The organism is Phytohabitans sp. LJ34 (genome assembly GCF_052068095.1).
Lineage (GTDB): Bacteria > Actinomycetota > Actinomycetes > Mycobacteriales > Micromonosporaceae > Phytohabitans.
Window position 1 is genome coordinate 157,084 of the sequence record NZ_JBQHDG010000001.1, and the last position, 13,899, is coordinate 170,982.

The 13,899-nt window shown below is 71.4% G+C and carries 11 protein-coding genes; 5 read left to right on the forward strand and 6 right to left on the reverse strand.

Features of this window, described 5'->3' with window-relative positions; all coding sequences use genetic code 11:
- Positions 1–21 precede the first annotated feature (21 nt).
- Positions 22–2,400, reverse strand: coding sequence for a M28 family peptidase (locus ACTMTJ_RS00730; RefSeq protein ID WP_441214029.1), 2,379 nt, complete (start codon positions 2,398–2,400; stop codon positions 22–24).
- A gap of 136 nt (positions 2,401–2,536) precedes the next feature.
- Here ACTMTJ_RS00730 and ACTMTJ_RS00735 point away from each other — a divergent pair, with 136 nt between their 5' ends.
- From ACTMTJ_RS00735 to ACTMTJ_RS00755, 5 genes are all read left to right on the forward strand, one after another.
- Entirely contained in the window at positions 2,537–3,751 is a 1,215-nt protein-coding gene (locus ACTMTJ_RS00735) for a PP2C family protein-serine/threonine phosphatase (RefSeq protein WP_441214030.1), read from the forward strand.
- On the forward strand, positions 3,751–5,343 hold the full coding sequence (locus ACTMTJ_RS00740) for a sensor histidine kinase (RefSeq protein ID WP_441214476.1): 1,593 nt from the start codon (positions 3,751–3,753) through the stop codon (positions 5,341–5,343). Before ACTMTJ_RS00735 ends, ACTMTJ_RS00740 begins: the two co-directional genes overlap by 1 nt.
- Positions 5,340–5,792 carry a response regulator gene (locus ACTMTJ_RS00745; RefSeq protein WP_441214031.1) on the forward strand — a complete coding sequence of 151 codons (453 nt, stop codon included), beginning with the start codon at positions 5,340–5,342 and terminating at the stop codon, positions 5,790–5,792. The genes ACTMTJ_RS00740 and ACTMTJ_RS00745 overlap by 4 nt, the downstream gene beginning before the upstream one ends.
- A complete protein-coding gene (locus ACTMTJ_RS00750) occupies positions 5,785–6,582 on the forward strand; it encodes an inositol monophosphatase family protein (protein ID WP_441214032.1) in 798 nt (265 codons plus the stop codon). The genes ACTMTJ_RS00745 and ACTMTJ_RS00750 overlap by 8 nt, the downstream gene beginning before the upstream one ends.
- A gap of 237 nt (positions 6,583–6,819) precedes the next feature.
- Entirely contained in the window at positions 6,820–7,374 is a 555-nt protein-coding gene (locus tag ACTMTJ_RS00755; RefSeq protein WP_441214033.1) for a hypothetical protein, read from the forward strand.
- A gap of 737 nt (positions 7,375–8,111) precedes the next feature.
- On the opposite strand, the gene ACTMTJ_RS00760 is transcribed toward ACTMTJ_RS00755, so the two are convergent.
- From ACTMTJ_RS00760 to ACTMTJ_RS00780, 5 genes are all read right to left on the reverse strand, one after another.
- Entirely contained in the window at positions 8,112–9,683 is a 1,572-nt protein-coding gene (locus ACTMTJ_RS00760) for a serine/threonine-protein kinase (protein WP_441214034.1), read from the reverse strand.
- Positions 9,684–9,718: 35 nt separating this feature from the next.
- Positions 9,719–11,218: a fused MFS/spermidine synthase gene (locus ACTMTJ_RS00765; RefSeq protein WP_441214035.1), complete on the reverse strand. Its 1,500-nt coding sequence runs from the start codon at positions 11,216–11,218 to the stop codon at positions 9,719–9,721.
- A gap of 15 nt (positions 11,219–11,233) precedes the next feature.
- A complete protein-coding gene (locus ACTMTJ_RS00770; protein WP_441214477.1) occupies positions 11,234–12,196 on the reverse strand; it encodes a coiled-coil domain-containing protein in 963 nt (320 codons plus the stop codon).
- A gap of 127 nt (positions 12,197–12,323) precedes the next feature.
- Complete coding sequence (locus ACTMTJ_RS00775; RefSeq protein ID WP_441214036.1) at positions 12,324–13,097, reverse strand: SDR family NAD(P)-dependent oxidoreductase; 774 nt, start codon at positions 13,095–13,097, stop codon at positions 12,324–12,326.
- A gap of 22 nt (positions 13,098–13,119) precedes the next feature.
- Positions 13,120–13,851 (reverse strand): SDR family oxidoreductase, encoded by a 732-nt coding sequence (locus ACTMTJ_RS00780; RefSeq protein ID WP_441214037.1) that lies wholly within the window; start codon positions 13,849–13,851, stop codon positions 13,120–13,122.
- Positions 13,852–13,899 lie beyond the last annotated feature (48 nt).

Here is a 13,899-nt window from a genome sequence, read left to right on the forward strand (position 1 = left end):
GGGTGGCGGCCCTGACCCCCCTTAGATGGGCACCGTCGTGGCTACCGCGACAAGTTCGCTGGAGTGGGATCCGGCGATGCCCACGTCCGGCGGGCGGGGGCGGTAGCCGGGCAGGCCGGACAGCCCGTCGCTGCCGTCCATCACCCGCAAGCTGACCCGGCCCGCCGGGCCGTTGGCCGGCCGTAGCACCAGCTCCACCTCAACGCCTTCGGGTGGCGGGGCGTGGAAGACCATGCCGAACGACCACTGTTCGCCCTCGCGGCCCACCGGCGCCGGCTGCCCGGCCACCCGGGCCGAGACGACCGCGGCGGTCGCGGCGTCCACGTGCAACGACAGCAGCCGCACCGGGCGTTGCGGCCGCACCCGCAGGCGTACGTGCCGCTCGCCGGAGGCACTGGGCAGCTGCTGGACGTCCACAGTGGGCGCTTGCAGCGGCGCCACCTCGGCCGGCCCGCTACGCACGTCGTGGTCGCCCAGGCCGGGAAAGTCGGCCAGCGGCGCGGGATCCCCGGAGACGTACCGCGAGGTCCACTGCTGCTCGGTGCTCTCCTGGCTGAGCCACACCGCCTTGCCGGCACCCGCGTCCAGCGCGTACATCAGGTGGGTCGGCGACGGGTGCTTCGCGTCGAAGCCGTCCACCGACAGCCCCACGACCGTAAACACCACCGCGGCCAGCACGCCGGCGAGCCCGGGGTACATGGCGTGGCGGCGGGCCAGCATCGCCACCATCGCCCGCTGCCCGCCGGCCTCCGCGAAGAGCAGGTCGACCACAGGCAGCGCGGCGAGCCCGAGCAGCACGCAGAACAGCGCGCCCACCGCGCCCATCGCCAGCCCCAGCGCGGGAAACAGCAGGGTCACCGTGGGCAGCAGGATCACTGTGGCGACGGCCGCGGCGGCGGTCACCGCCACCACCCCGATCCGGGGCATCGCCAGCGCGAGAAGGCCAGCGAGCGCGCCGGCCAAGCCCGGCAGGCTCGTCAGGTACGACCCGCCGGGCGCGAGAGCGGCCAGCGCGAATCCGAACACGACCAGCCAGCCCAGACCCCCGATCGCCAGGGAAGCCGGGCCGAGGCGGCGGCGCAGCAGCGCGTACCAGGTGAAAAGGACCGACGCGGAGAGCGCGACGACCGCGAGCCGAAACCACAGTGGACGGTACGGGTCGACCATCTCGGTGTAGCCCGGCCGCAGCGCGGCCAGGATCGCCCACAGCACCTGCGCCAGCACGGGCGCGAGCACCACCGGGACCAGGCCCAGGCCGAACCCGGCCGCCACCCGCGGCCACGTGGTGCGGCCGCGGCGGCGGGCGAGCCAGGCCAGCGCGGCGGTCGCGACGAGCGCGGCGACCGCCAGCGGCCAGGTCAGCCAGCCCGGGTAGTGGACCAGGCCGCCGGGGACCGGAAAGTAGGTGGCGTCGCCGTCCGACTCCATCGTGGACAGGTCGAGCCGCCCGAACTCGCGAGCCAGCGCCAGCGCGTTGTCGCCGTGCTGCTGGAGGCTGGCCCGGTCCATTGTGGCCGGTGTGTCCAGCGGCGTGTGGTAGATCGCCGCACCGTCGATGTACGCGGAGTTGAGCCCGGCGAAACCCTTGTCCAGAAAGGGGGTGAAGTCGGTGTCGTTGGGCAGCAGCCGGTAGACCTCGACCGCGAACGACGTGCCCACCGGATGCGGCGCGGCCCGCCCGAAGACGTCCACCAGCGCGGCGTTGCGGCGGGACGTCTCGAACGTGATGACCGGGCCGCTGCTGCCGCGCGCTTCGAGGTTGAGCACCACGCCACCGTCGGCGGCCAGCGGGTGGGCGGAGACGAACGCGGAGGCGCCGCACAGGCACGCCTCCTCGGCGTCGGTCAGCACGAACACCACGTCGTTGCGCGGCCGCGGCCCGCCGGCCATGGCCCGCGCCACTTCCAGGATCGTGGCCACGCCCGCGCCGTCGTCGTTTCCGCCCGGACCCACCTGAACCGAGTCGTAGTGGGCGACCAGGAAGACGCGGCCGGTGGAGGCGGTGCCGGGCAGCGTGGCCACCACGTTGCGTACCCGGGCGAAAGTCGCGCCGCCGGCGCCGCCGGACAGCTGCCCCGCCTCGGTACCCACGGTGTCCTGCACGGCCGGCGACAGGCCGGCCTCGCGCAGCGCGGTCTCGATCCGGTTGCGATTGCGGTCGTTGGCGGCGCTGCCGGCCACGTGGGTCTGCGCGCCCAGCGCCTCCACCTGGGTGTAGGCACGCGCGGCGCTGAACTGCCCGGCCGGCGTGCCGGTGCCGCGCGGGGCCGGTGGCCGCAGGTCGAGCAGCGTGACCAAACCCACCGCGACCAGCGCGGCGACGGCCGCCACGGCGGCCAGCGCACGGCGGCGCGGACGGGTCAGTGCGCGATCCGCGGGGGCTTCCAGATCCACGACCATGGCAGACATCATGCGTCCGGGGCGACGCGCCGGCACCCATGGGGTACGGCGGGTCGCCGCTACCGCCACGCGTGGCCTAGCGTGTTGGCATGTCTGTCGCGCGTGTGTCGTCGCCGCGCTCCCGAGGAGCCGAGCGATGACCGTCGTGCCTCCGCGGGCATATCCGTACGGAGGGGCTGATCCGGGCGCGAGCATGCCCAGCGGCGACCGCCTGCGCGTGCTTCTCGTCGAAGACGACGACGCGGACGCGTTTCTCGTCGGTGAGCTGCTGGCCGAGGCCGACGCCAAGGTCGACCTCGCCGTCGCCGCGAGCCTCACCGAGGCGCGTGAGCGGCTCGCCAGCGTCGACTGCATCCTGCTCGATCTCGGCCTGCCCGACGCGCAGGGGCTCGACGGGCTGCGCCAGGTGCTCGCGATGGCCGTGCACGCGGCCGTCGTCGTGCTGACCGGCCGCCAGGACGAGCACCTCGGCGTCGGCGCCGTCGCCGAGGGCGCGCAGGACTATCTGCTCAAGGGCCAGGTCGACGGGATCCTGCTGACCCGGGCGCTGCGTTACGCCGTCGAGCGCAAGCGGGCCGACGAAAACGCCCGGCGGCTGCGCGAGGTCGAGCTGCGCCAGGAGGAGTCGGCCCGGCTGGAACGCGGCCTGCTCCCGCAGCCGATCATGACCACCGAAGTGGTGCAAACCCACCCCTTCTACCAGCCGGGACGGCACGCCGCCGTGATCGGCGGCGACTTCTACGACGTGGTGCAGGCGGGCGAACGCCTGCATCTGATCGTGGGCGACGTGTGCGGACACGGCGCCGACGAGGCGGCCCTCGGCGTCGAGCTCCGGGTGGCCTGGCGGGCCCTGATCCTCGCCGGCGTGCCGGAAGACGCGGTGCTGCCGGCGCTGGAGCAGGTGCTGATGAGCGAGCGAAAGGCGCGGGAGATCTTCGCCACCGTCGCCGCCATAACGCTCGACCTGCCCGGAAACCGGGCCACCGTGCGGCTGGCCGGGCACCCGCCACCGCTGCTGCTGTCCGGCGGCAAGGTGGTGCCGGTGCCGGCGCCGCACGGGCTGCTGCTGGGCGTGCAGCCCCGACCGCCCCGGCCGTACGACCTGGAGTTCGACGGTGAGGATTGGTCCCTGCTGATGTACACGGACGGCCTCATCGAGGGGCGGGTCGGCGGCGGCAACGAGCGGCTCGACGTGACCGGCCTGTGCCAGCTGCTCACCGAGCCGGAGGCACGCCAGACGCCCCTGCCCGCCCTGCCCCGGTGGCTGCTGCGCCGGGCCGAAGACGCCAATGGCGGGCCCCTCGTCGACGATGTCGCCATGCTGGTGATCTCGAGGGGCGCGGGCCGGTGATGCGGTCCTGGAGCCTGCGCCAGCGGGTCACCGCGCTCTGCGCGGTGGTCGGTGGGCTGCTCGCGCTGTTGGCGATCGGCGCCTCGGTCACCGCCACGGCCACCCGCTCGCAGGTCGACACGCTGGCCAACCGCGCCACCCCGCTCCGCACCGGCTCGGAGGCGCTGCTCACCGCGCTCGTCGACCAGGAGACGGCGGTCCGCGGCTTCGCGCTCAGCGGCAAGGACGCGGACCTCACGCCGTACACGGATGGCATCGTCGAAGAGCGCCGGCTGACCGACGAGATGAGTGGCCTGATCGAAGACGAGCAGGCCATTCGGGCGAGCCTGGAACGCTTGAACGCCGAGGCGGCCACCTGGCGGCGTGATGTCGCCGAACCGGTGATCTCGATGGTCCGCGCGCAAGGCCCGGCCGCCGGCCAGGCGCTGATCAACGACACGTCGCGGCAACGGTTCGAAGAGGTCCGGGCTGCCGCGGCGGCCTTGCAGGACGAGATCCGGACATTCCGCGACAAGACCTCCGACGACGCCAAGAGCAGCAGCAACGTCCTCGTCGTGCTGCTCATCGCGGCCACGGTGATCGTGCTGCTGGCCGGCGTCGCCCTGCTGATCTCGCTGCGCCGGATGGTGATCGAGCCGCTCACCGAGCTCGCCAAGCAGGTCCGCTCGGTGGCCGGCGGCGAGTACGACCACCCCATCTCCACCAACGGGCCGCCCGAGCTGGCCACGCTCGCCGCCGACGTCGACGGCATGCGCCGCAAGATCGCATCCGACCTGGCCGAGGTGCGCGAGGCCCGCGAGCGGATCGAGTGGGTCAACGGCCAGCTGCAAACCCAGGCCGAGGAGCTGATCCGCTCCAACCGCGACCTGGAGCAGTTCGCGTACGTGGCCTCGCACGACCTCCAGGAGCCGCTGCGCAAGGTGGCCAGCTTCTGCCAGCTGCTCCAGCGGCGATACGCCGGCCAGCTCGACGAGCGCGCCGACCAGTACATCGCGTTCGCGGTCGACGGAGCCCAGCGGATGCAGCGGCTGATCAACGACCTGCTCGCGTTCTCCCGGATCGGGCGGATGACCGCGGGCTTCACCGACGTCGACCTCAACGCCCTGATGGTCGAAGTCGCCAGCCAGACCGAAAACGCCCGCAACTACGCCAAGGGCGAGCTGACCTGGGACGACCTGCCCACGGTGCTGGGCGAGCAGGCGCTGCTGACCACCCTGCTGGCCAACCTGGTGAGCAACTCGATCAAGTTCCGCCACCCCGACCGACCACCCAGGGTGCACGTCTCCGCCGAGCGGGTCGGCGACGAGTGGGAGATCAGCTGCCGCGACAACGGCATCGGCGTCGAGCAGGAGTTCGCCGACAAGATCTTCGTGATCTTCCAGCGGCTGCACGCCAAAGATTCCTACCCGGGCACCGGCATTGGGCTGGCCATCGCAAAGAAGATCGTCGAATACCACGGCGGCCGGATCTGGGTCGCCCCGGACGTCGACGAGGGTACGGTGATCAGGTTCACGCTCCCGGTGCTTGTCGGGCGCGAGGAGGAGCCGGCGGGCGAAACTGAGCCGGTGCGAGACAGCGAGGTGAACGCGTGACCGTGCCACCGGACGGGAGGAGCCCCATCGAGGTCCTGCTGGTCGAAGACGACCCGGGCGACGTCCTGATGACCCAGGAGGCGTTCGAGGAGCACAAGCTGCGCAACAAGCTCACCGTGGTCACCGACGGCGACGCCGCGCTTTCCTACCTGCGCCGCGAGGGCGAGTACAAGGACGCCGTCCCACCAGACCTCATCCTGCTCGACCTCAACCTGCCCCGCCGCGACGGCCGCGAGGTGCTCGCCGAGATAAAGAAGGACGAGCGGCTGGGCCGCATCCCGGTGGTCGTGCTCACCACCTCGCAGGCCGACGAAGACATCCTGCGCAGCTACGAGCTCCACGCCAACGCGTACGTCACCAAGCCCGTCGACTTCGACCGGTTCATCGCCGTCGTCCGCCAGATCGACGAGTTCTTCGTCAGCGTGGTCAAGCTGCCGCCTCGTGGCTGATCTGATCGACTCGGTCGGGCAGCTGCTGCGCGAGGCGGCCGCCACCGTGGTGCTGCCATCGTTTCGACACCTGGCCGAGGGCGACATCGAGGAAAAGGTGCCCGGCGAGGTCGTCACGGTGGCCGACCGGCGCGCCGAGACCCTGATCGCCGACGGCCTGCGCGCCCTGCTGCCCGAATCCGTGGTGGTCGGCGAGGAGGGCGTCGCCGCCGACCCGTCCGTGCTCGACCTGCTCCGCGAGCCCGGCCCGGTCTGGATCGTCGACCCGATCGACGGCACCGGCAACTTCGCCGCCGGCCACGGCCCCTTCGCCATCATGGCCGCGCTGGTCCGCGGCGGCGCGCCCGTGGCCGCCTGGATCCTCGACCCACTGGCCGGCACCCTCGCGGTGGCGGAGTCAGGCTCCGGCGCCTACGTCGACGGCGTCCGCGCCGCCCTCCCCGACGACGCGTCCAGGCCACTGCGCGGGGCCGCGATGAACCGCTTCCTCCCCGCCGACCTGCGGGCCCGCGTCCGACGCGGCCTGACCGCCATCGACGAGGTACTTCCGGGCCTGCACTGTGCCGGCCGCGAGTACGTCGACATCGTCACCGGCGCGCAAGACTTCGTGCTCTTTTGGCGCACCCTGCCGTGGGACCACGTGCCCGGCGCGCTGCTGGTCCACGAGGCCGGCGGCGCGGTCCGCCGCCTGGACGGCGGCCAGTACGACCCGACCGCGGACGGCTACGGCCTGCTGGCCGCCGCCAACGAAGCCACCTGGCAACGCGTCCACGCCACGCTGCTCAGCTAGGCGTCGATCTTTCTGGGCATGTGCGGCTGGTCGGCTGCTGGATAGGCGGCCGTCGTGGTTGCTCTCCGTTGCTCCCGCGGCCTCCCCATTCGGTTAGCCCTTTCTGGTCAGGACCACCGGAATGGGTAAAGTCACCGTGCTGTCCTATCAAGATCGTGAAGCCGCCTTGAAGTTGCTTTGAATGCGCAATTTGCGACGATGTCGACGAGGATCCCGGACGACATTTGGAGCCCAATTATGCTGAGGAGAATCCTGTTACCCCTGCTCGCGATCCTGACCGTCGTCCCGGTGACGGCCAGCCCAGCTCAGGCCAATACGGCGGACTCCGCGAGTGTGACCGTCGCCGCTAAAGGGCATCTTGCGCCCGGCATGTCGGACGCCGCTCCGCCGCCACCTCCCGATTGCACTCAGCCTTGTTGGCCGAAATGTCGAGACCAAGCTTTCCCCTGCTGGGAAATTCGCGGCTACAATTTCTTCACCAACGAGGCAACGGAAAACATGGAAACCCTATGTATGGGCGGACGGCTCCAGTTGCGCAGCGGACAGTACGACTGGGGTGCCATCTGGGACAGCCGAGGGTCCAAGTTTACGGACTACCAAAACAAATACGTAGGCGGAGGTTGGTACGGGATGTCGGTCTGCGTGGACCCACGCGGCGGCCAGCGATATACCTGGACCGTGGGTCTCTGGCCCGACAACCCGGACTGGCAGCCTTGGGTGAAATCGTGGGACTGGTTCGTCGAGGACGCGGGCTGGTACTACTGGGGTGTATATCTGGATCCGCTGTTCTAGAGAGCTTTGCGGTCGGGGTTCGCGAGCCTGCCCACAATGCGCGGTCAAATTCGAGGCAGATTTCCCAGGTTCGTGTCAGTTGTAGACCGTATGCTCCCGCGGGCACCGTTCCCGGCCGGCGGCTCGCCAGGGCGAGCCGAATTCCCCGGCCGTCCACTGCCGGGTCCGCGGGACAAGCCCCCGGGTGAGTTCGCGGACAGCCGTATGCCTCTACTCCCCGACATCTTGACGTAGCGTTACCAGTGTCGGGGTGGGGCTTTCAGATCTTGGAGAGTTAGGGTTCTTATGCCGCCCTAACTCTCCAAGATCTGGCATCGGACGCGGTTTACACCCGCTGTGGCGGTTACTGGCGGTGACGGCGCGTCTGTTCGGTCTGGTGCCAGTCGCCCTAGCCACGTGAGCGGGTGGGCCTGCCCGAGGCCACCCACCATCTGCTCTCGACACGCCACCCGCGATGATCGTTAGCCCGTCACCCGCACTCTCCTGGGCGTGTCGCACAGCTGTAGGGCTAACGATCACGGTGCGGCCCAGATCCACTTCCTCGACCGGTCCGACAAAGGTTCGCCCCGCGGGCTTGCGGCGCGGACCTGGCAGCGCGGGTCGGGGATCTCGGCGAGCGCCAGCTCGCCGCCGACCCGCGCGGTCTCCGGCGGGAGCAACGGTCCGCAGCTGACACGGACCCGGGCAAGTCAAGCTTGCGGCACACCGCGCCGGCGTCACCTTGACCCGGAAGGTCTCTAGTCGTCGTCCTCGTCGTCGTCGCTGCCTTTGCCGGACTTGCCCTTGCCGCTGCCCTTGCCCTTGCCGGAGTTGTCGTCGTCAGAAGCGCCGGCGCCGGTACCGGGCGGGTTGGCCGGGCGGGCCGACGGCGACGGCGGTGGCGGTGGCGCGCCGGAGACCAGCGCCTCGCACTTGGTGCCGTCGACCGCGAAGGTGGTCGGCAGCGGGTTGCCCTTCTGGTATCGGCCGGTCATCCGCATCGCGACCGAGTCGCCCGCGGCGATCGGCTGCTTGCCCGCCGGCTGGATCACCACCTCGCGGCCGGTCTGCGCGAAGCTCACCGGGCTTGCGTTGACGAGGCGTTGGTCGCCGGGGAACGCGAACGTCAGGCGCCAGCCCTCGACCCGCTGGCCGCCGGCGTTCGTCAGGGTCACGTCGGCGTGGAAGTCGCGGCCGGAGTCGCGCTTGAGGGCGTACGTGACCGAGCAGGCCGCCGAGGGTGTGGCCGTGGACTCCGGGAGCGTGACCGCCGCGGCGGCGCCCGAGCCGGCGGTGCCGGACGGGCTCCGGTTGCCGTTGATCCACAGCCCTCCGGTGACGGCCAGCAGCGCGGTCGCCGCCAGGACGGCGCTTGCCCACTGGCGGCTGCGCGACGGGGTGGACGAGGTCGGGACCGCCACCCACGACGGCGTGGAGTACGACGCGAGCAGGCCCGCCGCCTCCGCGCTGCTGGGCCTTGCCTCCGGCCGCTTGGACAGGCAGCGGCGGCACAGCAGCGCGACCGCCTCGGGCAGCCCCTCGACCGGCGGTAGCGGGCCGGGGTCGGAGTACCGGTGCGCGCGCAGCATCTGCGTGGTGGTGGCCACCTCCCACGGCAGGTGCCCGGTCAGCGCGCGGTAGAGCAGCAGGCCCAGCGCGTACACGTCGGTGGCCGGCGAGACCTGCCCGCCCTCCAGCCGCTCCGGGGCCAGGTACGCCGGCGTACCCAACAGTTCGCCTTCGGGTGTGACGTCGTTGGCGCCGATCAGGGCGGAGATACCGAAGTCGACGACCTTGGCACCGCTGGCGGTGAGCATGACGTTGGACGGTTTCACGTCACGGTGCACGACGCCGTTGGCGTGCGCGACGGCAAGCGCGGACGCGACCTCGGCGCAGGCCTTGACCGCCTCCGGCCACGGCATCGGCCCGTCGTGGTCGAGTCGAGCCGCCATCGACTGGCCGTCGATCAGCTCCATGACGACGTACGGTGCCCTGCTGACCGGCTCCGGCTCCGCCTCCGCTTCTCCCCAGGCGCCGGAAGGGTCCGTCCTCGTCGCTTCGCTGCTCGGCTCGGACCTCGCCGGCTCTGGGTCGAGGCCCTGCTCCCCGTAGTCGTACACGTTGGTGATGTGCGGGTGGCAGAGCTTGCCGGCGGCCTGCGCCTCGGCGCGCAGCTGCCAGCGGAAGTTGGGGTCGGCGGCCAGCCGCGGGGCGAGCACCTTGATGGCGACCGGTCGGTCGAGCACCTCGTCGTACGCCCGCCAGACCACCGCCATGCCGCCCGCGCCGAGCCGTTCAACGAGGCGGTACCGCCCACCCAGCACCGTCATAGGTGGTCATTTGCCCAGGCGACGAGGCAGAAAACCTATGGACCGGCCAGTAGTTGGTCGACTGGTGCGAAGTCGTCGGTGAGCACCGGGGCATCCCGTACAAAGGCATCCAGATCCGCCCCGGCCAGGAGGGTGACCGGCTCCCGCGCGGTGCTTGTCAGGTGGGCGCGGATCGTGTCCAGCGGCAGGGGCGAGTCGGAGGCGACGATCACGAAGTTGGCGCCCTCCTCGCCGGCCAGCGCCTCGGGCGGACCGATCAGCGCCACGTGCGGGAAGACGTCGGCCACCGTCGCCATCTCGGCCCGGATGAAGCGCAGCGGCGGGTAGTCGATGACGTTTTGCGCGTACACGCCGGTGGGGCGCAGTGTGCGGTGGATCTGCTCGGCCATCTCGCGGGTGGCCAGGTGCCAGGGCACCACCAGGTGGCCGAAGGCGTCGCCCACCACGAAGTCGACGCTGGCCGCCGGCCGGGCGGTGACCAGCACCCGCGCGTCGCCGACCACCGGCGTCAGGTCGGGACCGGTGGTCAGGTCGAGCTCGCGGCGGGCCAGGTCGACCAGGCCGCCGTCGATCTCGTACACCTCGTTGGTGCTGCCCGGCCGGGTGGCGTTGAGGTAGCGGGGCATGGTGAACCCGCCACCGCCCAGGTGCAGCGCGTCGATCCGCCGCCCCTCCGGCGCGACGGTGTCGGCGACCGCACCGAGCCACTGGGTGTACGCGAACTCCAGGTGCTCCGGGTTGCCCAGGTCGACGTACGAGTGGCGGGCGGAGTTGAGCATCAGCACCCGGCCGAACGGGTTGGCCGGATCTTCCACGACGGTGGCGCAGTGGTACGCGGTCTCGATGTCGCACGGGTTGGGTGCCACAGTGGACAGTCCCGCGCCGGCCAGCCCGACGGCGGCCAGCAGCGCGCGGGCCCGGGGAGGGGCCGGCACCGGGTCGCGGCGGTGCAGGTACACGCCCAGGCCGACGCCGGTCGTGGCGAGCAGCCCGGCCAGGCCCAGGATGATCACGCTGGTGGGCAGCGCGGCGACCAGCACGAAGCCGGTGACGAGCGTGGCGGTGATGCCGCCGAGCGTGCCGATGCTAGAGAGCTTGCCGACCACCTGGCCGGTGCGCTTGAGGTCACCGAGCTGGAGCTTGACCACCAGCGGGGTGATGCCGGACAGCAGCGCCGCGGGCACGAAGACGGCCAGCGCGGTGAGCAGGATGATGCCGGTGTCGGCGTTGCCCCGCAGCCCTTCGCCGGCCCACCGCACGACCGGCAGCGTCACGGCGGTCGCGATCGCGGCGAGCACCAGCGCCGGGGCGAGCAGGCGGCGCGGGTCCTGCCGGTCGGCCAGGAAGCCACCCAGCCACGCGCCGTACGCGATCGCGCCGAGCGCCACGCCGATCACCGCGCTGGTGACTTGGAGCGTCACCCCGACATAGGGCCCGACGAGGCGCAACGCGACGGTCTCGAGCACGAGGACGGCGCCGCTGGCGAGGAAGACGAGGGCGGCCGCGAGCTTGGGGGGCAGTGGGGAGGGCTCCATCAAGGAGAAGGGTAGTCAGACCATCGAGAGGTGCACGTGGTTGGTGTGCCTGGCCGCCGCGCTGCCACTGCCGCTGTAGGCCCGCCACCCCGAGCTGGGCGACCAGATCTGCTTGTACCAGATCACGTAGAGCACACCCAGGCGGTCGGCGTTCTTGACGAGGAACGCGGCCAGGTTGTTGCCGTACGTGCGGTCGCCGCCGGTGGCGTCGCTGTTTTTGAACGTGCTGGTCGCCGACGAGAAGTCACAGGCCCGGCCCAGCGGGTGCTCGCCACCGCCTCCGCTGCGCTTGCACGAGGTGTACCGCTTGAAGCCGGCCGCCCGCGCCTCGTTGTACGCGTGCAGCGTGCGAGCGGTGATGCAGCCGCTGGTGGTCGGGTCGTCGACGATGCACTTTTCGCTCGGCCAGGAGCCGTCGGAGTTACGCGGCGCGGGCTTGGCCAGCGGCGAGTTGGCGGTGACGAAACCGCCGGCCGTGCCGATGCCCAGCGCCTTCTCCAGCTCCTTCTTCTTCGACGCCATGATGGCGACCTGCTTGGTCTGCTCGCGGACCTCGTTGTCGATCGCCGCCTTGGTGCGGGCTACCTCTTCGCGCGCCTCGGCCAGCCGCCGCATCGCGGTGCCGTCGCGCTGGGCGAGCAGCTCGAGGCCGGCCGCCTTCTGGAGGAACTCGTTGGGCGAGGCGCTATTGAGCATCAGGTTGATCGGCGTGAGCCGGCCGACCCGGTAGGACTGGGCGGCGAGCACGGCCACCTCGGCCGTGATCGCGGCCAGGTCTCCCTCGACCTTCTTCAGCTGGAGGCTGAGCTCGAGCTGGCGCTTTTTGGAGTTGGCCAGCTTGGCCTTGGCCTCGATGTGGCCCTTGTTGGCCGCCGACAGCTGGGCCCGCAACGTCTTGGAGGCACCTTCGTCGTCGGTGTTGGGTGCCGCGCTGGCGGGCCCGGCGGCGGTCAACGCCAGCACGAGACCGAGCAACATCACTACGGGACGACGGAGCACGGTGCGAGAGCCTACCGGACTCACAAGTCCCTTAAGCCACACGAGCCTCAGAATTAAGCCGCACCTGTGGTATAGGGCATCTTGATCACACGGTTTGGCATTTTGATCAGGCCACGGAGAAGCCGCCGTCTACGAAGAGCGTCTGGCCGGTCACGTACACGCTCGACTCACTGGCCAGAAACACCGCCGCCCCGGCGAAGTCCGCCAGCTCGCCGTTGCGCCCCACCATGCTGCGGGCGGCCGCCGACGCCACCCGCGCCGGGTCGGCGAACAGCTCGGCGGTCAGCGGCGTCCGCACGATGCCCGGCGCGATCGCGTTGGCGGTGACGCCGTGCCGCGACCACGCCTCGGCCTGCGAGCGGGTGAGCCCGGCCAGGCCCGCCTTGGCCGCGCCGTACGCACCGCTGTTGCCGTACGCGCGCACCGACTGCTGCGAGGCGATGTTGATGATCCGGCCCCAGCCCCGCGCCGCCATCGCCGGGCCGAAGCGCTGCCCGAGCAGGAACGGCGCGTCGAGATTGGCGGAGATAGTGGCGTCCCAGTCGTCCTCGGTCAGCTCCGACAGGTGCGGGCGCCGGTTGATCCCGGCCGAGTTGACCAGGATGTCCGGCTCGCCGAAGCAGTCGACGGCCGCCCGCGCCGCCTGCCGCAGCGCGCCGCGGTCGGCGAGGTCCGCGGGCACCGCCGCCGCCTCCACCCCGACGGCGGCCAGCTCGGCGACGGCCGCCGCCAGCGGCGCCTCGCGCCGCGCGACCACCACCACCTTGGCGCCCGCGCGGCCCAACGCCTCCGCGATGGCCCGGCCGATCCCCGAGCTGCCACCCGTCACGAGCGCCACGCGCCCATCCAGCGAGAACAGACTCTCCAGGTACGTGGACACTCAGCGATCTTAAGTTGAACCGCTACCAGGGCACCGTGCCCGCGTCGTCGAAGAAGCCCCCGGTCGGACCGTCCTGCGGGAGTGTGGCCAGGCGCACCGCGGCGACCGCACCCTGCGCCGGCGTGCGCGGCCCGGCGTGGCCGTTGAGGTCGGTCGCGCAGTAGCCCGGATCGGCCGCGTTCACCTTGATCGGTGTGTCCCGCAGCTCGTTCGCGTAGGTCACGGTGATCGAGTTGAGCGCGCTCTTGGAGGAGTTGTACGCCAGCAGCCACGCCCCGGGAAACGGCCCGTCCGGGTCGCTGGTCAGCGCCATCGAGCCGAGCCCACTGGAGAGGTTGACGATGCGGCCGGCCGGCGCCTGGCGCAGCAGCGGCAGCAGGGCGTTGGTCACCGCGACGACGCCGTACACGTTGGTGGCGTACGTGCGCTCCAGCATCTGAAGCGGCGTCCGGCTCGGCCGCTGTCCCCGCTCGACGAGGACGCCGGCGTTGTTGACCAGGATGTCCAGCCGGCCGTACTCCCGCTCGACACGTGCCGCGGCCGCCGTGACCGACAGCGGGTCGGTCACGTCGAGCTGGATCGGCACGGCCGTCACCCCCTCGGCGGCCAGCTTCTCCGCGGCGGCCACACCCCGCTCGGTGTCCCGCGCGCCGACCAGCACCGTGACGCCGGTCTCACCCAGGCCGCGGGCGATCTCGTACCCGATGCCCTTGTTCGCCCCCGTCACGAGGGCGACCTTCCCTGTTTCACTCATGGGCTCGACCCTGCGGCGCCCGGGCTCCGGTGAGGAGAGCACGCTTCA